Annotated in this window: 24 protein-coding genes; 12 read left to right on the forward strand and 12 right to left on the reverse strand. The window is 71.1% G+C overall.

Annotation, left to right across the window (positions count from 1 at the left end; genetic code table 11):
- The first annotated feature begins 28 nt into the window (after window positions 1–28).
- The 5 genes from fasR to fabF all read left to right on the forward strand — a co-directional run bounded on the left by fasR (window position 29) and on the right by fabF (window position 5,043).
- The gene (fasR, locus tag ACIBK0_RS00915) at window positions 29–1,234 is read left to right on the forward strand and encodes a fatty acid biosynthesis transcriptional regulator FasR (RefSeq protein ID WP_399074185.1); all 1,206 of its coding nucleotides are present in this window, start codon (window positions 29–31) and stop codon (window positions 1,232–1,234) included.
- 89 nt (window positions 1,235–1,323) lie between these two features.
- The gene (locus ACIBK0_RS00920) at window positions 1,324–2,238 is read left to right on the forward strand and encodes an ACP S-malonyltransferase (protein WP_399074187.1); all 915 of its coding nucleotides are present in this window, start codon (window positions 1,324–1,326) and stop codon (window positions 2,236–2,238) included.
- Window positions 2,239–2,254: 16 nt separating this feature from the next.
- Window positions 2,255–3,322: a ketoacyl-ACP synthase III gene (locus ACIBK0_RS00925; protein ID WP_399074189.1), complete on the forward strand. Its 1,068-nt coding sequence runs from the start codon at window positions 2,255–2,257 to the stop codon at window positions 3,320–3,322.
- A gap of 72 nt (window positions 3,323–3,394) precedes the next feature.
- Window positions 3,395–3,643: an acyl carrier protein gene (locus tag ACIBK0_RS00930; protein WP_189185313.1), complete on the forward strand. Its 249-nt coding sequence runs from the start codon at window positions 3,395–3,397 to the stop codon at window positions 3,641–3,643.
- 128 nt (window positions 3,644–3,771) lie between these two features.
- Window positions 3,772–5,043, forward strand: a complete 1,272-nt coding sequence (fabF, locus tag ACIBK0_RS00935) for a beta-ketoacyl-ACP synthase II (RefSeq protein ID WP_399074191.1) — start codon at window positions 3,772–3,774, stop codon at window positions 5,041–5,043.
- Window positions 5,044–5,230: 187 nt separating this feature from the next.
- Here fabF and ACIBK0_RS00940 read toward each other — a convergent pair whose 3' ends face one another.
- Window positions 5,231–5,725: a DUF3145 domain-containing protein gene (locus tag ACIBK0_RS00940; protein WP_399074193.1), complete on the reverse strand. Its 495-nt coding sequence runs from the start codon at window positions 5,723–5,725 to the stop codon at window positions 5,231–5,233.
- Between the two features lie 220 nt (window positions 5,726–5,945).
- Between ACIBK0_RS00940 and ACIBK0_RS00945 the strand changes: the two genes are divergently transcribed.
- Both ACIBK0_RS00945 and ACIBK0_RS00950 read left to right on the forward strand, forming a co-directional pair.
- Window positions 5,946–6,848 carry an SGNH/GDSL hydrolase family protein gene (locus ACIBK0_RS00945; protein ID WP_399074195.1) on the forward strand — a complete coding sequence of 301 codons (903 nt, stop codon included), beginning with the start codon at window positions 5,946–5,948 and terminating at the stop codon, window positions 6,846–6,848.
- Window positions 6,849–6,885: 37 nt separating this feature from the next.
- On the forward strand, window positions 6,886–7,899 hold the full coding sequence (locus tag ACIBK0_RS00950) for an aldose epimerase family protein (RefSeq protein ID WP_399074197.1): 1,014 nt from the start codon (window positions 6,886–6,888) through the stop codon (window positions 7,897–7,899).
- A 60-nt stretch (window positions 7,900–7,959) separates the two neighbouring features.
- Here the strand turns inward: ACIBK0_RS00950 and ACIBK0_RS00955 are convergent, their stop codons facing one another.
- Entirely contained in the window at window positions 7,960–8,994 is a 1,035-nt protein-coding gene (locus ACIBK0_RS00955) for a hypothetical protein (RefSeq protein WP_399074199.1), read from the reverse strand.
- A 125-nt stretch (window positions 8,995–9,119) separates the two neighbouring features.
- Window positions 9,120–11,513 (reverse strand): beta-glucosidase, encoded by a 2,394-nt coding sequence (locus ACIBK0_RS00960; protein WP_399075088.1) that lies wholly within the window; start codon window positions 11,511–11,513, stop codon window positions 9,120–9,122.
- 198 nt (window positions 11,514–11,711) lie between these two features.
- Here ACIBK0_RS00960 and ACIBK0_RS00965 point away from each other — a divergent pair, with 198 nt between their 5' ends.
- Window positions 11,712–12,287: a TetR/AcrR family transcriptional regulator gene (locus tag ACIBK0_RS00965; protein ID WP_399074201.1), complete on the forward strand. Its 576-nt coding sequence runs from the start codon at window positions 11,712–11,714 to the stop codon at window positions 12,285–12,287.
- Between the two features lie 171 nt (window positions 12,288–12,458).
- Here ACIBK0_RS00965 and ACIBK0_RS00970 read toward each other — a convergent pair whose 3' ends face one another.
- Genes ACIBK0_RS00970 through ACIBK0_RS00980 form a run of 3 tightly spaced genes read right to left on the reverse strand, consistent with a single transcriptional unit; the run spans window position 12,459 to window position 14,046 of the window.
- Window positions 12,459–12,788: a YrdB family protein gene (locus ACIBK0_RS00970; RefSeq protein WP_399074203.1), complete on the reverse strand. Its 330-nt coding sequence runs from the start codon at window positions 12,786–12,788 to the stop codon at window positions 12,459–12,461.
- A gap of 46 nt (window positions 12,789–12,834) precedes the next feature.
- Window positions 12,835–13,224: a RidA family protein gene (locus ACIBK0_RS00975; protein WP_399074205.1), complete on the reverse strand. Its 390-nt coding sequence runs from the start codon at window positions 13,222–13,224 to the stop codon at window positions 12,835–12,837.
- Window positions 13,225–13,233: 9 nt separating this feature from the next.
- Window positions 13,234–14,046, reverse strand: coding sequence for an NAD(P)-dependent oxidoreductase (locus tag ACIBK0_RS00980; protein ID WP_399074207.1), 813 nt, complete (start codon window positions 14,044–14,046; stop codon window positions 13,234–13,236).
- Between the two features lie 82 nt (window positions 14,047–14,128).
- Here ACIBK0_RS00980 and ACIBK0_RS00985 point away from each other — a divergent pair, with 82 nt between their 5' ends.
- Both ACIBK0_RS00985 and ACIBK0_RS00990 read left to right on the forward strand, forming a co-directional pair.
- A complete protein-coding gene (locus ACIBK0_RS00985; RefSeq protein WP_399075090.1) occupies window positions 14,129–15,085 on the forward strand; it encodes a LysR family transcriptional regulator in 957 nt (318 codons plus the stop codon).
- Between the two features lie 148 nt (window positions 15,086–15,233).
- Complete coding sequence (locus ACIBK0_RS00990; protein ID WP_399074209.1) at window positions 15,234–16,538, forward strand: pyroglutamyl peptidase; 1,305 nt, start codon at window positions 15,234–15,236, stop codon at window positions 16,536–16,538.
- Here ACIBK0_RS00990 and ACIBK0_RS00995 read toward each other — a convergent pair.
- From ACIBK0_RS00995 to ACIBK0_RS01005, 3 genes are all read right to left on the reverse strand, one after another.
- Window positions 16,510–17,124, reverse strand: coding sequence for a LysE family translocator (locus tag ACIBK0_RS00995; RefSeq protein ID WP_399074211.1), 615 nt, complete (start codon window positions 17,122–17,124; stop codon window positions 16,510–16,512). The two genes, ACIBK0_RS00990 and ACIBK0_RS00995, sit on opposite strands and share 29 nt — an antisense overlap.
- Window positions 17,121–17,927: an EI24 domain-containing protein gene (locus ACIBK0_RS01000; RefSeq protein WP_399074213.1), complete on the reverse strand. Its 807-nt coding sequence runs from the start codon at window positions 17,925–17,927 to the stop codon at window positions 17,121–17,123. Before ACIBK0_RS01000 ends, ACIBK0_RS00995 begins: the two co-directional genes overlap by 4 nt.
- Before the next feature lie 185 nt (window positions 17,928–18,112).
- On the reverse strand, window positions 18,113–18,931 hold the full coding sequence (locus tag ACIBK0_RS01005) for a hypothetical protein (RefSeq protein ID WP_399075092.1): 819 nt from the start codon (window positions 18,929–18,931) through the stop codon (window positions 18,113–18,115).
- A gap of 310 nt (window positions 18,932–19,241) precedes the next feature.
- Here ACIBK0_RS01005 and ACIBK0_RS01010 point away from each other — a divergent pair, with 310 nt between their 5' ends.
- On the forward strand, window positions 19,242–21,773 hold the full coding sequence (locus tag ACIBK0_RS01010) for a M14 family zinc carboxypeptidase (RefSeq protein ID WP_399074215.1): 2,532 nt from the start codon (window positions 19,242–19,244) through the stop codon (window positions 21,771–21,773).
- Between the two features lie 70 nt (window positions 21,774–21,843).
- Here the strand turns inward: ACIBK0_RS01010 and ACIBK0_RS01015 are convergent, their stop codons facing one another.
- Together ACIBK0_RS01015 and ACIBK0_RS01020 are read right to left on the reverse strand one after the other, a co-directional pair.
- The gene (locus tag ACIBK0_RS01015) at window positions 21,844–22,263 is read right to left on the reverse strand and encodes an organic hydroperoxide resistance protein (protein WP_399074217.1); all 420 of its coding nucleotides are present in this window, start codon (window positions 22,261–22,263) and stop codon (window positions 21,844–21,846) included.
- 115 nt (window positions 22,264–22,378) lie between these two features.
- Window positions 22,379–23,401, reverse strand: coding sequence for an NADP-dependent oxidoreductase (locus tag ACIBK0_RS01020; RefSeq protein WP_399074219.1), 1,023 nt, complete (start codon window positions 23,399–23,401; stop codon window positions 22,379–22,381).
- A 148-nt stretch (window positions 23,402–23,549) separates the two neighbouring features.
- Between ACIBK0_RS01020 and ACIBK0_RS01025 the strand changes: the two genes are divergently transcribed.
- Window positions 23,550–23,984 carry a MarR family winged helix-turn-helix transcriptional regulator gene (locus ACIBK0_RS01025; RefSeq protein WP_399074221.1) on the forward strand — a complete coding sequence of 145 codons (435 nt, stop codon included), beginning with the start codon at window positions 23,550–23,552 and terminating at the stop codon, window positions 23,982–23,984.
- 152 nt (window positions 23,985–24,136) lie between these two features.
- On the opposite strand, the gene ACIBK0_RS01030 is transcribed toward ACIBK0_RS01025, so the two are convergent.
- Complete coding sequence (locus ACIBK0_RS01030; RefSeq protein ID WP_399074223.1) at window positions 24,137–24,922, reverse strand: hypothetical protein; 786 nt, start codon at window positions 24,920–24,922, stop codon at window positions 24,137–24,139.
- Between the last annotated feature and the right edge of the window lie 139 nt (window positions 24,923–25,061).

A 25,061-nucleotide genomic window follows, 5' to 3' on the forward strand; every position in this document is an offset into this window, starting at 1 on the left:
CTCCGTCCTGATAAGGCAGTCTTGTCCCGTGCCCGAACCCGAATCCAGCAATACCGAACGCCCAGCGCATGCCATCCACGCGCACTCCGCGACCCTGAAGCGGCTGGAGAAGTCGTCCGGCAGTCTCGCCGCCCAGGCCATCGCGCGGATGGACGAGACGCTGCCGTGGTACCGGGCCATGCCCCCGGAGAACCGTTCCTGGATCGGTCTCGTCGCCCAGGCCGGTATCGCGGCCTTCACCGAGTGGTTCCGGCACCCCGACGCCCCGCAGGCCATCTCCACCGATGTGTTCGGGACCGCTCCCCGCGAGCTGACCAGGGCCATTACCCTGCGCCAGACCGTCGAGATGGTGCGCACCACCATCGAGGTCATGGAGAGCGCGATCGACGAGGTCGCCGCTCCCGGTGACGAGTCCGTGCTGCGCGAGGCCCTGCTCGTGTACGCCCGCGAGATCGCCTTCGCCACCGCCCAGGTGTACGCGCAGGCGGCGGAGGCACGGGGTGCCTGGGACGCCCGGCTCGAATCGCTCGTCGTGAACGCGGTGCTCTCCGGTGAGGCCGATGAGGGTGCCGTCTCCCGGGCCGCGGCCCTCGGCTGGAATTCTCCCGAACATGTCTGCGTGGTGCTGGGTACGGCGCCCGACGGTGACAGCGAGCTGACGGTCGAGGCGATCCGGCGGGCCGCCCGGCACGCCAAGCTGCAGGTACTGACCGGTGTGCTCGGCGATCGGCTCGTCGTCATCGCGGGCGGCAACGACAACCCGCTCGCCGTCGCCAAGTCGCTGATCGGCCCGTACGCCGCCGGGCCCGTCGTCGCCGGGCCGATCGTGCCCGATCTGCTCGCCGCGACCCGGTCCGCGCAGGCCGCCGCCGCCGGACTCAAGGCGTGTTTCGCCTGGCAGGACGCCCCGAGGCCGGTTCTGGCGGACGATCTGCTGCCGGAACGCGCGATCGCCGGAGACCCGTCCGCCCGCGAGCAGCTGGTGGAGGAGATCTACAGACCGCTGGAGGAGGCCGGCTCCGCGCTCCTGGAGACGCTCAGCGTCTATCTGGAACAGGCGAGCAGCCTCGAAGGCGCGGCCCGGATGCTGTTCGTCCATCCCAACACCGTGCGCTACCGGCTCCGACGTGTGACTGACGTCACCGGCTGGTCGCCTTCGGATGTACGCTCCGCGTTCACGCTGCGGATCGCGCTGATCCTGGGACGTCTGGCCGATGGAGATCCCCAAACCTAGCCTTTTGTCGGGGACCTACAATTCCCCCTCGTGTTCTTCGTCCCTGTCCCCACGGGCGGCCGTGGCCGTCCACAAGAGAGAGTGTGAGAGTGCTCGTACTCGTCGCTCCCGGCCAGGGCGCTCAGACGCCCGGCTTCCTGACTCCTTGGCTCGACCTTCCCGGGGCCGCCGACCGCCTCGCCGCGTGGTCGGACGCCATCGGGCTCGACCTCACCCACTACGGCACGCAGGCCGACGCGGACGCGATCCGGGACACGGCTGTCGCGCAGCCGCTCCTCGTCGCCGCCGGTCTCCTGTCGGCCTCGGCACTCGGTGACATCAACCCCGGTGCCGTCGCGGGCCACAGCGTCGGAGAGATCACCGCAGCCGCCTTCGCGGGAGTGCTCGACGACACCGACGCGCTGCAGCTCGTACGCAAGCGGGGCCTGGCGATGGCCGACGCCGCCGCCGTCACGCAGACCGGTATGTCGGCGCTGCTCGGCGGGGACCCCGAGACGACGGTCCCGCACCTGGAGAAGCTCGGCCTGACCCCGGCGAATGTGAACGGCGCGGGCCAGATCGTGGCCGCCGGCACGCTGGAGGAGCTGGCCGCCCTGGAGGCGGACAAGCCCGAGGGCGTACGTCGTGTCGTGCCCCTGAAAGTGGCGGGCGCGTTCCACACTCACCACATGACTCCGGCGGTCGACGCGCTGGCCGAGGCCGCCGCGGGCCTGGACCCGGCGGACCCGCTGATCACCTATGTGTCGAACAAGGACGGCCAGGCCGTGACGGCCGGCTCCGACGTGCTGGCGCGTCTGATCGGCCAGGTCGCCAACCCGGTCCGCTGGGACCTGTGCATGGAGACCTTCAAGGAGCTCGGCGTGACCGCGCTGGTCGAGGTGTGCCCCGGCGGCACCCTGACCGGACTGGCCAAGCGCGCGCTGCCCGGCGTCGCCACGCTGGCGCTGAAGACCCCCGACGACCTCGACGCCGCTCGCGAGCTCATCGCAGAGCACAGTGCCTGAGAAGGAGCCCCAGAGCATGTCGAAGATCAAGGCACCCAAGGGCGCTCCCTTTGCCCGCATCCTCGGCGTCGGCGGCTACCGCCCCGTCCGGGTCGTGCCCAACGAGGTGATCCTGGAGACGATCGACTCGTCCGACGAGTGGATCCGCTCGCGCTCCGGCATCGAGACCCGGCACTGGGCGAACGATGAGGAGACCGTCGCCGCGATGTCGATCGAGGCGTCCGGCAAGGCCATCGCCGACGCCGGGATCAACGCCGACCAGATCGGCGCCGTGGTCGTCTCCACCGTGTCGCACTTCAGCCAGACCCCGGCCGTCGCCACCGAGATCGCCGACAAGCTCGGCACGAACAAGGCCGCCGCCTTCGACATCTCCGCCGGCTGCGCGGGCTTCGGCTACGGCCTCACCCTCGCCAAGGGCATGATCGTCGAGGGTTCGGCGGAGTACGTCCTCGTCATCGGCGTGGAGCGGCTGTCGGACCTCACCGACCTGGAGGACCGCGCGACGGCCTTCCTGTTCGGTGACGGTGCGGGCGCCGTCGTCGTGGGCCCCTCCGAGGAGCCGCACATCGGTCCCACCGTGTGGGGCTCCGAGGGCGACAAGGCGGGCACGATCAAGCAGACGGTGCCGTGGGACCGTTTCCTCCCCTCCTCTCGACTTCGCTCGAGCGGAGAGACCCCCACCGGCGACGTCTCGGAGCTTCCGCTCGACTCCAAGGGCGAGATCAAGTTCCCTGCGATCACGCAGGAGGGCCAAGCGGTGTTCCGCTGGGCCGTGTTCGAGATGGCGAAGGTCGCTCAGCAGGCGCTGGACGCGGCCGGAATCACCCCGGACGACCTGGATGTCTTCATTCCCCACCAGGCCAACGAGCGGATCATCGACTCGATGGTGAAGACGCTGAAACTGCCGGCGCATGTCACGGTCGCCCGCGACGTACGCACCACCGGCAACACCTCGGCCGCCTCGATCCCGCTCGCGATGGAGCGGCTCCTGGCGACCGGTGAGGCGAAGAGCGGCGACACCGCGCTCGTCATCGGCTTCGGGGCGGGTCTCGTGTACGCCGCCACGGTCGTTACCCTCCCCTAGGCACACCGTCCGGATCATCTCCGGCCGGAGTACCGCCACACCCTCTGGATACATACCGAAGGAGCGCCTGACATGGCCGCCACTCAGGAAGAGATCGTCGAAGGTCTCGCCGAGATCGTGAACGAGATCGCCGGGATCCCCACCGAGGACGTCCAGCTGGACAAGTCCTTCACCGACGACCTGGACGTCGACTCGCTGTCCATGGTCGAGGTCGTCGTCGCCGCCGAAGAGCGCTTCGACGTCAAGATCCCGGACGACGACGTCAAGAACCTCAAGACCGTCGGCGACGCGACGAACTACATCCTCAAGCACCAGGCCTGATCTTCCGATCACCTGGGCTGAAGGCCCGGTTCACCCGGGCTGACAGCCCTTGGTTCGCCTGGGCTGTATGCCCCGCCACCCGGCGGTGGCGCCGCTGAATCCTCGTATCCGTTGGAGAAAGAATTCCCGTGAGCCCGACCAATCGCACCGTGGTCGTCACCGGTATCGGCGCAACCACACCGCTGGGTGGCGACGCAGCCTCTACCTGGGAGGGCCTGGTCGCCGGACGTTCCGGTGTCCGCGCCCTGGAGCAGGAGTGGGCCGCCGATCAGGCGGTCCGCATCGCGGCGCAGATCGCCGTGGAGCCGGGCGAGGTCATTCCCCGCCCGCAGGCCCGCCGCCTGGACCGCTCGGCGCAGTTCGCGCTGATCGCGGCCAAGGAGGCCTGGGCGGACGCCGGTTACACCGACAAGGCGGGCGAGGACCCGAACGTCGACCCCGACCGGCTCGGCGCGGTCATCGCCTCCGGCATCGGCGGCGTGACGACCCTGCTCGACCAGTACGACGTGCTGAAGGAGAAGGGCGTACGCCGTGTCTCCCCGCACACCGTGCCGATGCTGATGCCGAACGGCCCGTCCGCCAATGTGGGCCTCTCCGTCGGCGCCCGCGCCGGTGTGCACACCCCGGTCTCCGCCTGCGCCTCGGGCGCCGAGGCCATCGGCTATGCCATCGAGATGATCCGCACCGGCCGTGCCGACGTCGTCGTCGCCGGTGGCACCGAGGCGGCCATCCACCCGCTGCCCATCGCCGCCTTCGGCAACATGATGGCGATGTCCAAGAACAACGACGACCCGCAGGGTGCCTCGCGCCCCTACGACGTCGCCCGTGACGGCTTCGTCCTCGGTGAGGGCGCCGGCGTCCTCGTCCTGGAGTCGGCCGAGCACGCCGCCAAGCGCGGCGCCCGGGTCTACGCGGAGGCGGTCGGCCAGGGCATCTCGGCCGACGCCCACGACATCGTGCAGCCGGAGCCCGAGGGCCGCGGCATCTCGCACGCCCTGCAGAACCTGCTCGACAACACCGACCTGGACCCGGCCGAGATCGTGCACGTCAACGCGCACGCGACCTCGACGCCGGCCGGTGATGTGGCCGAACTGAAGGCCCTGCGCAAGGTGTTCGGCGACGACGCCGACCACATGGCGGTGTCCGCCACCAAGTCGATGACGGGTCACCTGCTCGGTGGCGCGGGCGGCGTGGAGTCGGTCGCGTCCGTGCTCGCGCTGTACCACCGGATCGCGCCGCCGACCATCAACGTCGACAACCTCGACCCCGAGGCGGAGGCTGCCGCCGACATCGTCCGCGGTGAGGCGCGCAAGCTCCCCGTCGAGGGACGGATCGCTGCCCTCAACGACTCGTTCGGGTTCGGTGGGCACAACGTGGTGCTGGCGTTCCGTAGCGTCTGACGCCGGGTTCCCCAGCGTCTGACGCCGGGTTCCCTCTGCTGAACGGCGTGTGGCCCGTACTCCTTGCCGGGAGTACGGGCCACACGCCGTTCGCTGTTCGGTCGTCCGCCGAGTGCGGATCGCATGGGGCTGGTCGCGCAGTTCCCCACGCCCCTTGGGCGCGCTCCCCCCACAGGACGTTCGCCGGTCAGACCACCTGGTGGAGCCAGCGGACCGGGGCGCCCTCGCCCGCGTATCGGAAGGGTTCCAACTCGTCGTCCCAGGGCTTGCCGAGGAGCTTGGCGAGTTCGGCCTCGAGGTCGGTTTCGCCTCGCTGGGCGCGGAGGAGGGCGGCGCGCAGGCGGTCCTCGGGGATCAGGATGTCGCCGTGGATTCCGGTGACCGCGTGGAAGATGCCGAGCTCGGGGGTGCAGCTGTAGCGCTCGCCCTCGGCCGTGGGGCACGGCTCGGCGGTGACCTCGAAGCGCAGCATCTGCCAGCCGCGCAGCGCGGAGGCGAGCTTGGAGGCGGTGCCGACCTCGCCCTTCCAGGAGAACTCGGATCTCCAGGTGCCCGGTGAGGCGGGCTGCCGGATCCAGTCGAGGTTCACACGCGTACCGAGCACCCCCGCGACCGCCCACTCGACGTGTGGGCACAGCGCGCGGGGCGCGGAGTGCACGTAGAGAACTCCACGTGTCGTCACTGGGGCCTCCGGACAGAGCGAGACATCTTGTAACTTAGCGGAACGGCAGTGGCGGGGCGGCCACGGGGCGAGGCTACCGTGCGGCGGCGCAAGGAGTGTGACGTACCGTCGGTCCCGACGCCTGGAAACACCGAGGTTTCACCCAACGGGACGCGCGTGCTGACCGACCGTGTCCAAGGTGTGGCGATCGACCCTGCACATCGAACGAGGGGACCAGGGGATGCGGAACCGCAGTCACCGTTCACGGGCCGTCCTCGCCGTCGCGGCGGCGGCTCTGCTGGGTGTCGCCGGGTGCGACGCCTCCGGTGGCAACTCCCCGGCGCCAAGAGGTACGACGGCCAACGCGCTGCCCTCCCCGAAGCCCACGCCCAGCTGGGACCGCAGCCCGCAGTCGGTGGCCGCGGTCGGGGACTCCATCACCCGCGGCTTCGACGCGTGCGCCGTGCTGACGGACTGCCCGGAGGCGTCGTGGGCGACGGGCAGCGACCCGAAGGTCCGCAGTCTCGCCGTACGGCTGCTCGGCACGGCCGGGGCCGCCGAGCGCAGTTGGAACTACGCGGTGACCGGTGCACGGATGGAGGACCTGCCCGGTCAGATGGCGCAGGCCGCGACCAAGGAGCCGGAGCTGGTCACGGTGATGGCGGGCGCCAATGACGCCTGCCGCTCGTCCGCCTCGGCGATGACCTCCGTCACCGACTTCCGCACCGAGTTCGAGGACGCGATGCAGACACTGCGCAGCGCCCTGCCCAAGACTCAGGTGTACGTGTCGAGCGTGCCGGACCTGAAGCGGCTGTGGTCCCAGGGCCGCACCAACCCGGTGGGCAAGCAGGTGTGGAAGCTGGGCATCTGCCCCTCGATGCTGGACGACGCGGACATCCTGGATTCGGCGGCGACCCTGCGGCGCGCCCGGGTGCAGGACCGGGTGGAGGCGTACAACGAGGTCCTTCGGGAGGTCTGTGCCAAGGACCGGCACTGCCGCTTCGACGGGGGCGCGGTCTTCGACTACCGCTTCGGCACGGACCAGTTGAGCCACTGGGACTGGTTCCACCCGAGCAAGGACGGCCAGGCCCGGCTGGCGGAGATCGCTTACCGCATGGTGACGGCGGAGAAGCCGGTGGCCTGACCGCTCCCGCGCAGATCATTGGCCTAGGCTTTCGATCATGCACAGCGAACTCTTCGGCACCCTTTCCGACGGCACCCCGGTCCATCGCTGGACACTGGAGCGGTCCGGCGTGCGGGTGCGGGTCCTGACGTACGGCGGGATCGTGCAGTCGGTCGAGGTTCCCGACCGAGGGGGGTCCCCCCGCTCGAGCGAAGTCGAGAGTGGGGGAAGGCGGCCCGTGGACGTGGTGCTGGGGTTCCCGGACCTGGCGGGCTACCTCGCCCATCCGGAGCCGTACCTCGGTGCGCTGGTCGGGCGGTACGCCAACCGCATCGCGGGCGGCCGCTTCCCGCTCGACGGTCAGACCTGCCACCTCGCCCGGAACAACGGGCCCAACTCCCTGCACGGCGGCGAGCTCGGCTTCGACAAGCGTGTGTGGGACGCCGATCCGGTCGAGCACGGCGTGCGGCTGACGCGGGTCAGCCCGCACGGCGAGGAGGGCTTCCCGGGCCGTCTGGAGGTCTCGGCGACGTACAGCCTCGACGAGGACGGCGCGCTGCAGATCGCCTACGAGGCGGTCACCGACGCGCCGACCGTGGTGAACCTGACGAACCACACCTACTGGAACCTGAGCGGTTCGGGAAGCGCGAGCGGGCACGAACTCCACATCGCCGCCTCGCGGTTGACGCCGGTGGACGCCGACCTCATCCCGACCGGGGAGCTCGCCCCCGTCGAGGGCACACGCTTCGACTTCCGGCAGACGCGGAGGGTCGGTGCCGGGTACGACCACAACTTCGTGCTCGACAAGGGGGTCACGGCGGCGGCGGCCGAGGTCGCGGAGCTGCACGACCCCGCCTCCGGGCGCGTGCTGACCGTGGCGACCACCGAACCGGGGCTGCAGCTCTACACCGCGGACCACCTGGGCGACCCCTTCGCGGCGGGCGACGGCATCGCCCTGGAGGCGCAGCACTTCCCCGACTCCCCGAACCGGCCGGAGTTCCCGAGCACGGAGCTGCGGCCGGGCGGGGTGTACAGGTCGCAGACCCGCTTCGGATTCGGCGTGCGCGACTAGGCGCTCCGGCGGCCAGGCGTTCCCGCGGCCAGGCGTTCGGGCGGCCAGGCGCTCCCGCGGCTAGGCGCTTTCGCCGCGCATCCGCTTGGTCGCCTTGCCGAGGATCGACATGGCGCCCAGGCAGATCGCGGTGACGGTGCCGCCGACGGCGATGGGGAGCGGGTCGAAGCCCTTGATCCCGTTGAAGAGGATCAGCGCCCCCAGCGCCATGATGATGGAGTACAGGCTCTGGCCGACCCGGGCACCGGCCGGAACGACCTGGAGCAGCTGCGGGATGGTCGTCGCGGCGGCGATCCCCATGCCGAGCGGCATGAACACGGCGAGCATCAGCCCGCCGAAGCCGAACGAGTTCCCGTACGCGCCCCAGTCGGCACCCTTGACGAGCAGATAACCGGCGGCGCTCAGGGACAGCAGGACCAGGACGCCGTTGACGTACGCGGCCTGCGTGGCGGCCTTGCGGGCGCTCGGCAGGTGCGCGGCCGGGGAGCGCCAGGCGTCCGGGGTGAGCCGGCGCAGCTGCTCCTTGAGACCCCGCGCCTTCAGCAGGGCCAGCACGCCGACGACCAGGCCGACGAGGCCGAGCGCGGTCCCGGCGAAGCCGATCGGCTTCTCGGTGATGCCGTAGTGGGCGCCGCCGAAGGTCAGCGGGATGCCCAGGACGAAGCCGAACGCGTACACCTTGCTGGTCTGCTGGATCTTCAGCACCAGCTCGCGCTGACCGGCGCTCAGATTCGGGTCCAGCGTCATCCGGGCGTCGCCCAGGTTCTGCTGAGGGACCATCGACTGCTGGGGCCCCGGCTGAGGCGGGTAGGGCTGGGACGGCTGTTGGGGGTATCCCTGCTGCGGGGGGTACGGCTGTTGCGAGGGGTACGGCTGTTGCGAGTGGCCTTGCTGGGGCGGATACGGCTGTTGCGAGTGGCCTTGCTGGGGCGGATACGGCTGCTGCGAGTGGCCTTGTTGAGGCGGATACGGCTGCTGCGAGTGGCCTTGCTGGGGCGGATACGGCTGCTGCGAGTGGCCTTGTTGAGGCGGGTACGGCTGCTGCGGATAGCCCTGTTGAGGCGGGTACGGACCTTGCTGCTGACCTGGGTACATGCGCTTCTCCCCCGAACCGGCGTGTGTCGGCCCGCGAGTCTGCCACAGGTGTCCGAAAAGCCACGAGCCCCGGCCCGGAGGTCAGGTTCCGGACCGGGGCTGCTCGGTGGGGAGCTTGTCCCGGATCAGACGTTAATCGCCGCCGCGACCCGGCGGTCGTTGATCGAGCGGCCCACCTGAACCTCGTACGAACCCTTCACAAACGCCCACGCTCTGGCGTTCTCGTCCCAGATCTCGAACGCGCGGCGCGGGAGTTCCACGACGGCCTCGGCGCTCTCGCCCACTCCGGCCTCGACGCCCGCGAATCCGGCGAGCCAGCGGGCGGGCCGCTCGGCGTCGGCCTCCACCGGGGCCAGGTAGACCTGGACGACCTCGCGCCCGGCGCGCTCACCGGAGTTCCGCACACGGATCGTGACGGTCGTCCCGCTGATCTCGAGGGACTCGTACGCCCACTCGGTGTAGCCGAGGCCGTGCCCGAAGGGGTACGAGGGGGTCTTCCCCTCCTTCTCCCAGGCGCGGTAGCCGACGAACACGCCTTCGGTGTAGGGGAGCCGGCCGCCGGCCGGGACCACCTGGGTGACCGGGGCGTCCGCGAAGGAGCCCCAGGTGCTGGGCAGCCGGCCGCCCGGCTCGTGCGCGCCGGTGAGCACGTCCGCGAGCGCGGCGCCGCCCTCCTGGCCGGGAAACCAGCTCAACAGCACGGCGGCGACCTCGTCGCGCCACGGCAGTTCCACCGGGGAGCCGGAGTTGACGACCACGACGGTGTTCGGGTTGGCGGCGGCGACGGCGTGCACCAGCTCGTCCTGGCGGCCCGGGAGCCGGAGGTCCTTGCGGTCGTAGCCCTCGGACTCGACGCGGTCGGTGGTGGCGACCACGACGACCGCGCTGTCGGCGGCGCGGGCGGCCTCGACGGCCTCGGCGATCAGCTCGTCCGCGTCGCGCTGCGGCTCCTGGTGGGCGAGCGCGAAGCCGACGACCTTCATCGGGATGCCCTCGGGAAGGGTGACCACGTGGGTGAGGGAGACCTCGACCGGCTCACCCGCGGTCAGTTCGGCCTGGGCGCGGGGCACCGGAGCGCCGAAGAACGCCTCGAAGGGGTCGTCCTTGTCGGAGCGCTGGGCGTCATCGAAGTACGTCGTGCCGTCGACGGTGAGGGTGAAGGCGCCCAGGCCCTTGATGCCGAAGGTGTGCGGGCCGCCGTCGCGCGGTGTGAAGGTGCCTGTCAGCTCGACGGTGTGCAGAGTGTCGTGGGTGACGCCCTCGGGGAGGTCGTCACCCATCCACTGGATCTGGCCGTTGGGCGCGGAGCCGGAGCCGATGATCTCGCCGTTCGCGTCGCGGCAGACGGCGCGCAGTTCGAACCCCTTGTCGGCGACGGCGAGTTCCTCGGTCGGGTCGGCGCCGACGGCGTACGTCAGGCTGCCCTCGGGGAGGGCGGCGGTGAGGCCGTCGAGGGGCGAGACGATCCGGGCGGGAAAGACGGTGGCGGAACCGCCGCCGAGGACGCGGGCGTCGCGGGCTGCGGCACCGATGAGGGCGACGGTGCCGGGCTTCAGCGGGAGGGCCCGCCGTTCGTTCCGTACGAGGACGAAGGCGCGGCGGGCGATCTCGCGGGCCAGCGCCTCGCCGTCGATGGGGGCGGGCGGCTCGGTCACGACCGGCTCGGCACCCTCCAGGATGCCGACGCGGGCGGCCAGCCGGAGCACGTTGCGGACGGCCTCGTCGACCTTGGCCTCCTCGACCTCGCCGGCACGCACGGCGGCGGCGAGCGGTGCGCCGTACACGGTCTGCGGGCCGGGCATGGCGACGTCGAGGCCGCCCTCGATGTCGGCGGTGGTCGAGCGGGCGGCCATCCAGTCGGAGACGTTGAAGCCGTCGAAGCCCCATTCACCGCGCAGGATCTCGTTCACGAGATAGCGGTGCTCGGTCATCGTGGTGCCGTTGACCGAGTTGTAGGCGGTCATGATGCCCCAGGGGTGGGCGTTCTCGACGATGGCCTCGAAGGGGGCCAGGTAGAGCTCGCGCAGGGCGCGTTCGGAGACCACGTTGTCGACCGTGAAACGGTCGGTCTCGGCGTCGTTCGCGACGAAGTGCTTGACGGTGGTGCCGACGCCGCCGGACTGCACGCCTTGCACGTAACCGCTGCCGATCCGGCCGGTCAGATACGGGTCCTCGCTGTACGCCTCGAAGTGGCGCCCGCCGAGCGGGGAGCGGTGCAGGTTGACGGTCGGGGCGAGCAGGACGTGGACCTTCTTGCGGCGGGCCTCCTGGGCGAGCAGGGCGCCGGCACGGCGGGCGAGGGCCGGGTCCCAGGTGGCGGCGAGCGCGGTCGGGGACGGGAGCGCGATGGACGGGTCGTCCGCCGTCCAGTGGACTCCGCGGACGCCGATCGGACCGTCTGACATGACCAGGGACTTCAGCCCGATCTCGGGGAGCGCGGGCAGCGTCCACATGCCCTGGCCGGACAGCAGCCTCGCCTTCGCGTCCAGGTCGAGCTTGCCGAGGGCCGCCTCGACGATGGCCTCGCGCGCCCGGTCGGCCGCGACGACCGCTTCGCGGGCCTGATCGGCCGCATCCCCGGCCTTGGTCCCCGCGCTCTCCGCTGTTTCCGCCACGGCGGCACCTCCTCGTTGAAGTCCTTGGACGCCTTCATCCTGCACCCGCTACCTGTAGAGCGGTAGGTTTCGTAACCTTGCCGTTATATTCAGGGTGATCGGATGCCGTACGGTGACGCCATGAGCACCAGGGCCAGAAGCGAGGAGCGGCGCGCGGAGATCGTCCGGGCGGCCCTGGAGGTGATCGCCGAGCGTGGCTACCGGGGCGCGAGCCTGGCCGCGGTCGCGGAGCGCGTAGGGCTGACCCAGCAGGGGCTGCTGCACTACTACCCGACGAAGGACGCCCTGCTCGTCGCGGTCCTCGAGGAGCGCGACCAGTGGGACGCCGTGCCGGACACCCAGTGGCGGGTCGATCTGCTCGCCTCACTGGTCGAGTACAACGCCATGCGGCCCGGGATCATCCAGACCTTCTCGGCGCTGCTCGGCGAGAGCGTCACGGAGGGGCATCCGGCGCGCGAGTACTTCACCGAGCGGTACGCCCGGGTGCGCGCGAACATGGCGGCCGTGCTGCGCGCCGAGTACGGGGAGCGGCTGCCGAACGGGCTCACGCCCGAGCGCACCGCCCCCCTGCTCGTGGCGGTGATGGACGGACTGCAGTACCAGTGGCTGCTGGATCCCGAGTCGGTGGACATGCCGGGGGCGTTCCGGGACTTTCTCGCACTGCTGGGAGAGACCTGAAGCACCGACTGCCGTCTCATTGACGCCAGGTGACGGCGAGCGTCGTGCTCACGGCGTCACTGATGCCAGATGACGACTCTTGCCCACGGCCTCATTGACGCCAGATGGCGGCGAGCATCCTGTTGACGGCCTCACTGATGCCAGATGACGGCGAGCATCCTGTTGACGGCCTCACTGATGCCAGATGACGGCAAGCGTCTTGCTCACGGCGCAGACCGCGGCGAAGACGACCGCCCAGACGAATGCCCCGGCGAGCACCAGGGCGACCACGCCGGCCCCGAACCAGAGCAGCTCGAAGCCGACGCGGCCTCCGCCGCGCGTCTTGTACCTCGCCTTCGGCGAGCCGAACAGCGCCCACAGCGCGATCAGCACGGCCGGTGCGCCGAGGCCGAGGAGCCAGCCGAGCGGCGTGGCCACGTCGCGAGTGAACCCCCAGTACCCGGCGGCCGCGAGGGCGCCGAGTTCGATGAGGAAGAGCACGCCCAGGTTCGCTGCCTTCATGCGCGGCAGTATCACCCGGAGCGGATCACTCCGACCCCGGAACGGATCACTCCGTCCCGGTCACCGCGGCCACCACCTCGACCTCGATCAGAGCGTCCGGCTTGAAGAGGCGGGAGGCCTCGAAGGTCATGCTGGTGGGTGCGGTGCCGGTGAGGAACTCCCGGCGTACGGCGCCGTATTCAGCGAGCTTGTCGATGTCGGTCAGGTACGTACGGATGTTGATGATGTCGGCGAGGGTCGCGCCGTGCGCCTTGAGCAGAGCGTCGATGGCCTCGAAGACGCCGCGGCTCTGAGCGGCCATGTCCGCGCCGTCCGCCACCTGGCCGGAGAGATACAACAGCACACCACCGCCCGGGAGTTCGACGCGGGCGACCTGGGAGTAGTAGGCGTTGGCGGGCTGGGGCGCGGAGGCCGGGTTGCCCAACGTGATCTGCACGGCGTTCCTTCAGCTCGATCGACGGATGTGGGTGACGGCCTCGGCGATGTCCGCGCGGGCGATGTCCGGGTCCGCGGCGGCTCGCCTGAAGTGCTCCAACGTCGCCTCCATGAGCGGGAGTCGGGCCTCCTTGGCCGCCAGGCCGGCGTCCTTGACAGCGAGCGAGGTGTCGAAGTGCACGCCCTCGGCGAAGGCGCGGGCGGCGGCGCCGCCGAGCGGGCCGTTCGCGAGGGCGGCGCGGGCGGCGCCCTCGTCGATGCCCAGCGCGTCCGCGAGGACCATGATCTCGGCGACGAGGGCGACTCCGCCGAGTACGGCGGCGTTCACGAGGAGCTTGAGCGCGGCGCCGGAGCCGAGCGGTCCGGTGCGGGTGACGGTGCCGAAGTGCGCCAGCACATGCTCGACAGGGGCCGCATCACCGCCCGCAAGGATGCCGAGTCGGCCGGCCGCGGCCTTGTCGGTGCTGCCCGCCACGGGCGCGTCGATGAGCGTCACGCCCTCCCCGAGCCGGGCGGCCAGCTCCTTGATCACGTCCGGGCCGACCGTGGACATCTCCACCCAGTACGCGCCTGGGCGCAGTTGCGGCACGATCGCGTCCGCGACCGCGTCGAGCGCGGCCGGGTCGGCGAGCATCGTGATGACCACGTCCGCATCCCGTGCCGCCTCGGCCGGGGAGGCGGCGAGGGCGGCCCCCTCGGCGACGAACGGCTCCGCCTTCGCGGCGGTGCGGTTCCAGACCGTCAACGGGTGGCCGGTATCGAGCAGTTGGCGTGCCATCGCGGCGCCCATGTGGCCGAGTCCGAGAAAAGCGATCTTTTCCATGCCTTCGACGCTAGGCACCCCCAGGTGATGCGACAAGCGAATGTCTAGCATGTGCGTCATGCAGAACTCGCATGACACTCGGATGGTCGGCGGCGTCGAGGCCAGGGATCGACAGCACGACGTACCCGATCTCTCGACCGTCTGGCTGCGGGTCTTCCTCGAAGTCGCCCGGCACGGTTCGTTCACCGTGGCCGCGCGGACGCTCGGGTGGACGCAGTCCGCGGTGTCGCGGCAGATCTCCTCGCTGGAGGCGTCGCTCGGCGGGGCGCCGCTCTTCGACCGGCTGGCCCGGGGCGTACGGCTGACGGAGGCCGGGCGGGTCCTCGTACCGCACGCCGAGTCGGTGGTCGAGCGGCTGCACGGCGCGGGGCGGGAGCTCGCCGCGGTGCGGAAGGTGGCGGGCGGGCGGCTGCGGGTGGGCGCCTTCGCCACGGCGGACGCGGCGCTCGTGCCACGAGCCATCGCGGCGTTCCGCGCCCGCCATCCCGGGGTCCGACTCACCCGCGAGGAGGGCTTCACCCCCGCGCTCCTGGACCGGCTGACGGCCGACCACCTCGACCTGGCGGTCGTCTCGACGACGGGCCGCGCCCCGCTGGACGCCTACACCCTGCACCACCTGCTCGACGAGTCGCTGTACGTCGCCGTCCCCGCCGGCCATCCGCTCTCCGCCGAGCCCTCCGTGCGTCTTCCCCAACTCGCCGACGCCGACTGGATATCCGGCGGGTCCCGCCCCGAGGGCACCCTGCTCGACGCGGCCCTGCGGCACGGGTTCCGCCCACGCGTCGCACATGTCGTGGCCGAGTGGACCGCCAAGCAGGGGTACGTCGCCGCCGGTCTCGGAGTGACCCTGATCCCGGCGCTCGCCGCGGAGTCCGTACGGCCCGACATCGCGCTGCTCCCGGTGCTCGACGAGGACGCGCCGGCCCGCGCGGTGTACGCGGCGACGGTGCGCGGGCGGTCCCTGGCGCCGGCGGCCGAGGCGTTCCTGGCCGCGCTGCGGGACTCGGCCGCCAGGATTCCCGGCACCAGGACGACTTGATCCGGACACCAAGGGCACCGGGACCAGAGGGACTTCATCAGGCCGCCCCGGTGCCGCACCCGTCACGCACCATGGCGTACGCCCCAGCCGTCACGGGATACTTCCGCCGTCCGGAAGCACCCCACTGCGACGGAAGGCCCGAACTCCCTTGACTCACCTACGCGTTCGGATCGGCGTACTCGGACTGGCCCTGCTCGCGGGTCTGACGGCCACGCCCAGCGCGTCGGCCGCCGACACCTCCACCGTCGAGGAACAACGGCTCGACGGGACGGCACCCCAGGAGATCCTGCGGCGTTCCGGATTCGACACCGTGGCACCGACGTTCGCGCGGGCGCTGGGCAGGGCGGACTCCTACGAGCAGGCCCGGCATGTCGTCGTACAGCAGGGCGCGCGACTGTGGCGGCGGGCCGTCGACCGGGCGCAGGGCCGGGGTCCGGCGGGCGGTGACCTGAGCCGGGACGACGACCGGCCGCTGTACTGGGCGCGGCTCGGCATGTCGCGTGAAGTACGTCGGTGGGAGCCGGAATTCGGCCTTTCCGCAACCCAACGCACCGAACTTCTGGACGCGTTGGAACGGAACTCGCGTGGCCAGAATGCCATCCGTTACCCGCACGCCAAGGGTGTGAAGCGGATTCTGGTCACCGGTTTCGACCCGTTCACGCTGGACCGCGACATCCGGATCTCCAATCCCTCCGGGGCCACCGCGCTCGCCCTCGACGGCACGACGATCCAGACGGCGGACGGTCCGGCGCGCGTCGAGACGGCCATGTTCCCGGTCCGCTGGCAGGACTTCACCGGGGGCACGGTGGAGCGCACGCTGCGGCCGTATCTGCCGCACGTGGACCTGTTCACCACGGTCAGCCAGGGCCGCGTCGGCCGCTTCGACGTGGAGCGGACCAACGGGGCCTGGCGGGGCGGCTACCCGGACAATCTGAACCTCTCGGTGACCGAGACGGTCCCGGTCACCGACCCGGCCTCGCAGCCGCAGTGGACGTCGACGACACTCCCGTACCAGGACATCGTCGCCGCGGACACCGGCCGCTTCCCGGTGTACGACAACACACCGGTGACCGAGATCCCGGCGGGCCGGACGGATCCGGTCGTACGCCCCGACGGCCCGACCCCGGGTTCCACGGCCCGCGCCGGGGGCGGCGGCAACTACCTCTCCAACGAGATCGCCTACCGCGCGACGCTGCTCCGCGACCGCCTCGGGCTGCACTCCACACTCCCCGGAGGGCATGTGCACACGCCGGTGCTGCAGTTCGGCACGGGCAACACGGACCCGGCGACCGGGACGATCACCGATCCGGAGTTCGTGCGGAACCGGCTGGACATCATCGCTCAGGTACGGGCGATCCTGACGGTGGCGGTGGACGCGACTGCCACCGCTTCGGCGCCCGCTCCGGCTCCGGCTCCGGCTCCGGCTAGTGCGACGGAGCGAACGCGAGGCTGATGCCGAGCCCGGCCAGGACCGATCCGATGACCTTGTTCAGGACCTTCTGGCCGCGCAGCATCAGCGTGCGCATCCGGTCGTGCGAGAAGAAGACCGCGACGACGCCGAACCACAGCAGGTGGGCGAAGGACATGAACAGCCCGTAGCCCACCTGCTGGTAGACCGGGGTGCCGGGGCTGACCACCTGGGCGAAGGTCGAGACGACGAAGAGGGTCGTCTTGGGGTTGAGGACGTTGGTGAGGAAGCCGGTCCGCAGGGCGGCGAACGGGGTCAGGGCCGTCTTGCCGGCCAGGTCCACCTCGACGTCTCCGCGCGCACGGAAGGTCCGTACGCCGATGTAGACGAGGTACGCCGCGCCGATCAGCTTGATCACGGTGAACAGCGCGGTCGAGGACGCGATCAGGAGTCCGACGCCGAGCATCGTGTACGTCACGTGCACCAGGACGCCGGCGGCGACGCCCGTGGCGGCGAACAGCCCCGTCCGCCGGCCGTAGAGGTAGCTGTTGCGGACGACCATGGCGAAGTCGGCGCCGGGGGCGATGACGGCCAGGACCGTGATGACGGCGACGGCGAGTATCTCGGTCACGGGGTGGCTCCCTCCTCGGGGGCATCTGCGGTTTCAGGGTCGTCCTCGGTCGTCTGCGTCTCCTCGCCCCGCAGATCGCGGGCCATGAGGGTGGCGCCCGCGACGGCACCGGGCATCAGGAACACCGCGACGAACGGAACCAGGAAAGCAAGGCCCAGGGGGGTGCCGAAGCCCCAGACGAGCATCTTGCGGGAGCGGAGCAGTGAGAGGCGGGCACGGAGGTCGACACCGCGGCGCTGGAGGGCCACGGCGGTGAGCTCCTCGGTGAGGAAGAACCCGGTGACGAAGAAGCCGATCACCGGGACGATCGTCTGGCCGACGAACGGGACGAAGCCGAGGCCGAAGAGGAGCACTCCCCACAGGGCCGCCCTTGCGACGATACGGAGGCTGTCCCGCGCCGAGAGCCACAGCTCCCGCCAGAGCGGGAGGCCCGACTCGGGTGCCGTGCCGTCCGGGGAGACGTCGCGGTCGACCTTCTCGGAGAGCTTCTCGTAGAAGGGCTGCCCTATGAGGAGGGTGACCGCGGTGAAGGTGAGGACGGCCAGGAGGAGGGCGAGGGCGAAAAGTACGACGGTGAGGAAGCCGCGGAAGAGGCCAGCCCAGGGGCTGGTCCAGTCGTCCGCGAAGGGGGTGGCCCAGGTGACGAAGGCCTCGCCGTACACGGCGAGGGTGACGAGCGCCGCGGCGTACAGCACGAGGGTGATGAGCCCCGGGACCAGTCCGAACTCGTACTGCTTCCCGTGCCGGGACACCCATCGCTGGCCCTGCACCAAGTAGCTGAATCCCACCCCAAGATCGCGCATGGGGGGAACTTTAGCGGGCGGTCGGTGGGGGTGCGGGTGGGCGGGTTTTTCGCCCCCTCCGCCCTGCCCCGTCCCGTAGCGGCCTTCGGCTGCGGGTGGGTGGGGGCTTGTCGCGCAGTTCCCCGCCGCCCCTTCAGGGGCGCAGCCCCTGAAGGGGCGGGAATGGGCAGGGGCGGAGGGGCGGACTACACGGGTGTGACCGCGACCACCACGCCCCGTTCCGCCGCGGGCGACACCGCTGCCGAGACACGGACGGCCGCCGCCCGGGCGACGCGCCCCGCGCGGGAGGCGCCGGCGAGGAGGACCGGCTGGAGTTGTTCGAGGCCGGAGACAAGGAGCTCCTCGCTCGCGATGAGGAGCGGGCGAGCCGCCGTCATCGCGGCGGCCGCCGCCTCCGTGAGATCGGCGAGGGGAGGCAGCCCGGCCCGCACGACCCCCGCCCCCGCCGCGGCCGCCCGCTCCGCCAGCGCCACCTGCAACGGCAGCAAGGGAGCCAGCGCGGCGGTCAACGCGTCGGCGATGCGCCGGAGTTCTGGCGACGAACTCCGCAGGACGTCCGCGGCGGCCCGTACCACCGGAGTCAGCGCGAGCAGCGCCCCCGCCGCGACCCCCGCCGCCGCGGGCAGCAGCGGCGAGGTCGCCTCCACCAGCTCCCCCAGCGCGACGGCCGCCTCTTCCACGGCGGGTTCCACCGCGTCGAGGATGGGCAGCAGACTGTCGCCCAGCGCGGCGAGCAATGCCTGCGCCGGTTCGCTCACGGGATGCACCGCCAGCGGCGCCCCACTCGTACCCAGCCGCGTCAGCGTGTCCACGATCCGGTAGAACGCCTCCTGTGCCTGCGGGGACGCGCTCGCCTCGGCCAGCTCGGCCGTCGTCTCGCGCAGGACGCGCAGCACCTCCGCCCCCGACCCGTCCCGGGGATCGAACGTGTTGACGGCGATTCTGGTGATGTTCCCCGCCGTGTCGAGCAGTTGGCCGGTGATGTCGGTCGTGTTGCGCGCCATGCGCACCACGTCCTCCCTGCTGGGGAGCGACGGGATCAACGGGATCGACGGAACCGGGGACATGGGCCCTCCTCGCCACGCGCTGCAACCGCTCGGCCGAACCTGCGGCCCGGCCCTGCCTCGCGCCGGCGCCCGCACCCAGCATGCCCCTTCCGGCCCTGCGGGGATGCGCCATCCGGGGCATCCGTGACCATCGCCGTGACGGCAACGCCCCCTTGTTGCGCAAGAGTCGAACAGGTACACCTCGCCGTACCGCTCACAGGACCCCCCTCAGGAGGTACGACGCGTGCGCCTGCCGAAGCCCCTTCCGATGCGTCTTCGCAGACCCGTCCTGATCGCCACCGTCACCGTCACCGCCGCCGGCTCGCTCCTGTTCGTCCCGCCCAGCGCCACGGCGGACCGCAAACCGCCGGTCCGCGAGGGATCCGCTCCGGCGAACGGCGCCGCCGGGGCCCCCGCGAGCGCCGCCCGCAACGCCCTCACCGCCCCCGTCACCGACCTGTCCGCAAGCGTCGGCACCGGCGGCTACCCCCGCGAGCAGGTCCTCACCCCGGACCCGGAGAACCCCGCCGACAAGTCCATCAAGCTGGGCCTGACCCCGTACCACGGCATCGCCCCGAAGCTCAACGCCCTGCAGCGGCTCGGCGACCGTGTCAGCGTCGAGGTCGCGGGCCGCTCGGCCGGCGGCCACCGGCTCTACCTCGTCACCGTCACCGCCCCGGAGAGCGCCGACGAGACCCGCGACCAGGAACGTATGCGCGAGCTCATCGAGAACGCGCCCCAGGTGGCCGCCAAGGACCCGGCCGTCAAGAAGACCTACAAAACTCCCGTCTTCTTCAACAACAACATCCACGGCAACGAGTGGGAGGGCACGGACGCCGCGCTCGAGCTGATCCAGCGGCTCGCGACCGCGCACGACGCGAAGACCACCGATCTCCTCGCTCACAGCCGCCTCTACTTCAACATCACCGCGAACCCGGACGGCCGTATCGCGGGCACCCGCGCCAACGCCAACGGCTTCGACCTGAACCGCGACTTCATCACCGCCTCGCAGCCCGAGGCGCGCGCGATGCGGCAGATCGAGATCGACAAGCAGCCGGCCGTCATGCTCGACCTGCACGGCTACGTCAACGGCACCCTCATCGAACCGACCACCCCGCCGCACGGCGAGAACTACGAGTACGACCTCTTCCTCAAGAACACCTACGCCAACGCCCTTGGCATGGAGGCCGCCGTCAACGACCTCGGCTACACCCCCGCCAAGGACGGCGTGGAACCGGCCCAGATCCCCTTCCGCGATCAGCAGGAGGGCTGGGACGACTGGCCGCCGATCTTCACACCCCAGTACGCGGCGTTCCACGGCACGGTCGCCGCGCACACCGTCGAGATCCCGCTGCCGGTGAACAACTCGGCGTACGACACCCTGCCGGTGGACGAGCTCAGGCGCCGCTCGGCCATCAACGTCGACGTCGCGGGCGCGGCCATGCGCGCGACCCTCGACTTCGCCCAGTCCCACCGGACTTCGCTGATCGCCGACCAGATCGAGGAATTCCGACGCGGAGCGACGGGCGCCGCCCAGGTGCCGGTCTCCGCCGCAACGGTCCCGGGCGTCCCGGGCATCGGCCCCGAGGACGTCTACACGACCGACTTCCCGCGCGCGTACGTCCTTCCGGCCGGCCCCGCACAGCGCTCGGCCACGGCCGCCGCCCGCCTCGTCGACCACCTCCTCGCCAATGACGTACGGGTCTCGCGCGCGACCCGTGACTTCCGCCTCGCGGGACGGTCGTACGCCAAGGGCTCGTACGTCGTCGACCTGCACCAGCCCAAACGCGGTCTCGCCAATGTGATGCTCGCGGACGGCCGGGACATCAGCGACAAGGTGTCGACGATGTACGACATCTCGGGCTGGAGCCTGGGCCGCCTGTGGGGCGCGACGGTCGAGCGCGTGCACAGCGGAAGTCTGTCCGCCGTCCCGCTGCGCGCGGTCGGCGCCGCCGCGCACGTCGGACACGTCGCTCCGCTCGGCGACCTCCGTCTGCGGCTCGACACCCCGCAGGAGATCGCGGCGCTCAACTCCCTTCTCCGACAGGGCGTTTCCGTACGCCGGAGCGCCGACGGCAGTGCGCTCGTGCCGTCGTCGGCCCGTACGAAGGCCGATGCCCTCGCTCGCGCGTACGACGTCGTCTTCGACGCGACGAGAACGACCGGCGGCACCCTCCTGCACCCCACCCGCGTCGCCGCCGCCGTCACCGCCGGTGAGCTCTTCGCCCTCCGGGAGATGAACTTCGACGTGGTCCCGGTGTCCACGGCGATCCTCAACGCCGGCTTCGACTGGTCCTCGGCGGATGTGCTGTTCGTATCGTCGGGACTGGACCACTCGGCCCTGACCGCGTCGGCGCGGACGGCCCTGGACGCCTTCCTGGGCACGCACGGTCTCGTCGGCCGCGGAGCCACGGGCGCCGCGCTCAACGCCGCCGCCGGACTGCTCGCCGTGCGGCCGGTCGAGGGCAACGGGGATGCCAACGGCGTGGTGAGAGTGGTGAATTCGGGCGGCCCGGTCACGGCGGGCGCGCCCGATCACAGCTTCGTGTACGCCCCTGTCTGGTTCACCGATCTGGGGCCCGGGGTCCGTGTCGAGCAGTCGTACGCGACGGGTGATCCGCTTGTCGCCGGGCACTGGCGGCCGCTGGACGACGGGACCGGCGGGCCCACGGCGGCGGGAGGCCGGGCGTCGGTGGTCAGTGGACCGGACGCGGTGCTGTTCGGCACCGAGCCGCTCTTCCGTGACCATCCGAAGGGGGAATTCCCGCAGGTGGGGAGGGCATTGCTGACGGTGTCCTGATCCCGGTGACACAGCAGAGGCCGCACCCCACGTCCTAGGGTGCGGCCTCCGCCATGAGCAACGAATGCCGTCAGGCAAGCGTCACGGTGATGTTGCCGCGAGTCGCCTTCGAGTACGGGCACACCTGGTGGGCCTTCTCGACGAGAGCGCGGGCGGTGGCGGCATCGACGTTCGGGATGTCGGCGGAGATCTCGACGATGATCCCGAATCCGTCCTCGTTCTTGCCGATGCCGACCTTCGCGGTGACGGTCGAGCCGGAGATGTCGGCGTTCTCCTGACGGGCGACGACACCGAGGGCGCCCTGGAAGCAGGCGCTGTAGCCGGCGGCGAAGAGCTGCTCCGGGTTGGTGCCCGCGCCGCTGCCGCCCATCTCCTTGGGCGGGTTCACGACGACGTCGAGCTTGCCGTCGTCGGTGGCGACCCGGCCGTCGCGACCGTTCTCGGCGGTGGCGACGGCGGTGTACAGGACGTCGGTCTGCTGGATGGACATACGGTGCGTTCCTCCTTGGTCCGTCGCGACTCGCGCCCACGATCGCGACGACTTCGGAAAGAAGTTACCGTATGCCGGAAGTCCAGCGACAGGCCCTCCGGCGGTCGCCGTGGGCTCAGAGCTTGACGATCATCTTTCCGACGTTGTCGCCGCGCAGAACGCCGAAGAACGCCTCCAGGTTGTTCTCGATGCCCTCGACGACCGTCTCGCTGTACTTGAGCTCGCCGGAGCGGACCCAGCCGCCGACCTCCTGGACGAACTGCTGCTGCAGGTCGTAGTGGTCGCCGACCAGGAAACCCTCGATGCGGCCGCGGGTCTGGATCAGCCGGGCCAGGTTCTTCGGGCCGGGGACCGGCTCGGTGCTGTTGTAGACGGAGATCATGCCGCAGACGGCGATGCGGCCGTCCCGGTTCAGCGAGCCGATGGCGGCCTCCAGGTGGTCACCGCCCACGTTGTCGAAGTAGACGTCGACGCCGTCGGGGGCGGCCTCCCGCAGCTGCTCGCCGACCGGACCGTTCTTGTAGTTGAAGGCGGCGTCGAAACCGTACTCCTCGACGAGCAGCTTGACCTTCTCGTCCGAGCCGGCGGAGCCGATGACGCGCGAGGCACCCTTGAGCTTGGCGATCTGCCCGACCTGGCTGCCGACGGCACCGGCGGCGCCGGACACGAAGACGGAGTCGCCCTCCTTGAAGGACGCAGTGCGCAGGAGGCCCGCGTACGCGGTGAGCCCGGTCATCCCGAGGACGCCGAGGTACGTCGACAGCGGCGCGGCGTCCGGGTCCACCTTGACGGCCTGCTTGGCGTCGACGACGGCGTACTCGCGCCAGCCGAGGAAGTGCAGGATGTGGTCACCGACCTCGATCCCCTCGGCGTTCGAGGCGACGACCTCACCGACCGCGCCGCCCTGCATGGCCTTGCCCAGCTCGTAGGGGGCGACGTACGACTTGGCGGCGCTCATGCGGCCGCGCATGTACGGGTCCACGGACACGTACTCGTTCCGCACCAGGACCTCGCCCTCCCCCGGCTGCCGGACCTCGGCCTCGACCAGAGCGAAGTCCTCCGGCTTGGGCCAGCCGACCGGGCGGGCGGCCAGGTGCCATTCGCGGCTGACGGCGGGGAGCTGGGGGGTGTCGGTCATGAGGGTGCGCCTTTCCTGTTTTCTGCGGTTTCGTGCGGGTTCCCGCGGGTTCCTGGATGCGGCTCCGCGAGGGCTAATACTTCAGTACCTGAAACAACAATGCTCCTGAATATTTCATGATGTCAAGTAACCGGGTACCCTGGAGTCCATGGCCACGCAGAAGACACCCCGAATCGACCCCCTGACCGTGGAGGTCGTCGAACTGATCGGCACGGTCGTGGCCCGCTACCACGAGGAGTACGAGGACGCGGCGGCCGAGCACGCGCTGACCGGTGCGCAGGCGCGGCTGCTGGGCCTGCTGTCGCTCGAGTCGCTGCCGATGCGGCGGCTGGCGCAGCAGCTGAAGTGCGAGCCGTCCAATGTCACGGGGATCGTGGACCGGCTGGAGGCGCGGGGCCTGGTCGAGCGGCGCCCGGATCCGGCGGACCGGCGTGTCAAGCTCGCCGCCGCGACGGCCGAGGGCCGAAAGGTCGCCCGAGGGCTGCGCGACTCCCTCAACTTCGCGCGGGAGCCGCTCGCGGGGCTGTCCGAGGAGGAGCGGCTGACGCTGCGGGATCTACTGCGACGGATGCTGACGGCGTAGTTTTCTCGCCCCCTCCACCCCTGCCCGCCCCGACCCGGGGCTCCGCCCCGGACCCCGTTCGCGCAGTTCCCCGCGCCCCTGAAAAGGGGCGCGGGGAACTGTGCAGCAAACCCGCACGGGACGGGCGGGGGCGGCGGGGGCGAAAAGCACCCCTACGTGCACCACCACAAGAACCGGTTGCACGTCTCCGACGGGGCGGGAGCCGGGGTCGGCGCGGACGTCGTCGGAACGGATGTGGCGGGTGCGGTCGTCGCGGGGGCCGCGGTGTGGGTGGGGGCCGAGGTCGGGCGGCCCGGGGTCGTGCCGGTGGCCGCGGACTCTTCGTCCTGGGGCTTCTTGTCCTTGCCGGAGGCGGACGCGGACGGGGACCCGGAGTCGGAGGGCGACGCGGAAGCGTCGGACGAGCCGGTCGGCGAGGCGCCGCCCGCCCCTGACGTGTCACCCAGCGGCTGCGCCGTCTCCTTGGCGTCCGAGGACGTCGAGCCGTCGGCCGACTCGCCCCCGGCCGCCGCCGGCTTCGGGCTCAACCCGGGCGCGTCGATGCCCAGTTCGGCGAGGCTGAGCCCACCCGCGGCGATCACGAACCCCGCCGCGATGAGCAAGGTCCGGCGCCGCCGCCGACGGTGCGCCGCGGCCTTGCGGTCACGTCGGCTCGCACCACCGGGGGCATCCGGACCCTCCGGGCCACCAGCGACCTCGGCGGCCCGCCCGCGTCCGCGCCCCCGGCCCCGGTCCCGCCGCCGCGCGGCCCGCCCGGGCCGCGCGTCCGCGTCGTCGTCCTCGTCGTAGTACGCGTCGGCGTCGGCCGCGTCCGCGCCCGCCTCCGGGCGCGCGTCGAGCTCCTCCGCATGCGCGTGGAGCTCTTCGACGGGGGTGCCGCACCCCGGGCAGGCAAGGGCGCCGTTGAGGTGCCGTCGGCACGGGTGGCAGTAGTCCATGACGCGGGAAGACTAAGTTCCTGAAGGGTAACGTTCATAGGCACAGCTGTGAATGTTGTGTGCGGAACTGACCGTTCCGGCGTGCCGAGTTGAGACACCCCCGAACATTCCCCGCCATCCCGATCCCATCGCGTCGAAA

The sequence above is a fragment of the Streptomyces sp. NPDC050564 genome (assembly GCF_044457265.1).
In the GTDB taxonomy this organism is placed as follows: Bacteria; Actinomycetota; Actinomycetes; order Streptomycetales; family Streptomycetaceae; genus Streptomyces.

Excerpts from the sequence above, each read along its gene's own strand:
- ACIBK0_RS01030 (WP_399074223.1), bottom strand. The coding sequence starts at position 24,922 with ATGGACTACTGCCACCCGTGCCGACGGCACCTCAACGGCGCCCTTGCC.
- ACIBK0_RS00985 (WP_399075090.1), top strand. The coding sequence starts at position 14,129 with ATGGTCGGCGGCGTCGAGGCCAGGGATCGACAGCACGACGTACCCGAT.
- ACIBK0_RS00945 (WP_399074195.1), top strand. The coding sequence starts at position 5,946 with ATGCGGAACCGCAGTCACCGTTCACGGGCCGTCCTCGCCGTCGCGGCG.
- ACIBK0_RS01015 (WP_399074217.1), bottom strand. The coding sequence starts at position 22,263 with ATGTCCATCCAGCAGACCGACGTCCTGTACACCGCCGTCGCCACCGCC.
- ACIBK0_RS01010 (WP_399074215.1), top strand. The coding sequence starts at position 19,242 with ATGCGTCTTCGCAGACCCGTCCTGATCGCCACCGTCACCGTCACCGCC.
- ACIBK0_RS01020 (WP_399074219.1), bottom strand. The coding sequence starts at position 23,401 with ATGACCGACACCCCCCAGCTCCCCGCCGTCAGCCGCGAATGGCACCTG.
- ACIBK0_RS00930 (WP_189185313.1), top strand. The coding sequence starts at position 3,395 with ATGGCCGCCACTCAGGAAGAGATCGTCGAAGGTCTCGCCGAGATCGTG.
- ACIBK0_RS00955 (WP_399074199.1), bottom strand. The coding sequence starts at position 8,994 with ATGTACCCAGGTCAGCAGCAAGGTCCGTACCCGCCTCAACAGGGCTAT.
- ACIBK0_RS00950 (WP_399074197.1), top strand. The coding sequence starts at position 6,886 with ATGCACAGCGAACTCTTCGGCACCCTTTCCGACGGCACCCCGGTCCAT.
- ACIBK0_RS01025 (WP_399074221.1), top strand. The coding sequence starts at position 23,550 with ATGGCCACGCAGAAGACACCCCGAATCGACCCCCTGACCGTGGAGGTC.
- ACIBK0_RS01000 (WP_399074213.1), bottom strand. The coding sequence starts at position 17,927 with ATGCGCGATCTTGGGGTGGGATTCAGCTACTTGGTGCAGGGCCAGCGA.
- ACIBK0_RS00980 (WP_399074207.1), bottom strand. The coding sequence starts at position 14,046 with ATGGAAAAGATCGCTTTTCTCGGACTCGGCCACATGGGCGCCGCGATG.
- ACIBK0_RS00965 (WP_399074201.1), top strand. The coding sequence starts at position 11,712 with ATGCCGTACGGTGACGCCATGAGCACCAGGGCCAGAAGCGAGGAGCGG.
- ACIBK0_RS00925 (WP_399074189.1), top strand. The coding sequence starts at position 2,255 with ATGTCGAAGATCAAGGCACCCAAGGGCGCTCCCTTTGCCCGCATCCTC.
- ACIBK0_RS01005 (WP_399075092.1), bottom strand. The coding sequence starts at position 18,931 with ATGGCGCGCAACACGACCGACATCACCGGCCAACTGCTCGACACGGCG.
- ACIBK0_RS00970 (WP_399074203.1), bottom strand. The coding sequence starts at position 12,788 with ATGAAGGCAGCGAACCTGGGCGTGCTCTTCCTCATCGAACTCGGCGCC.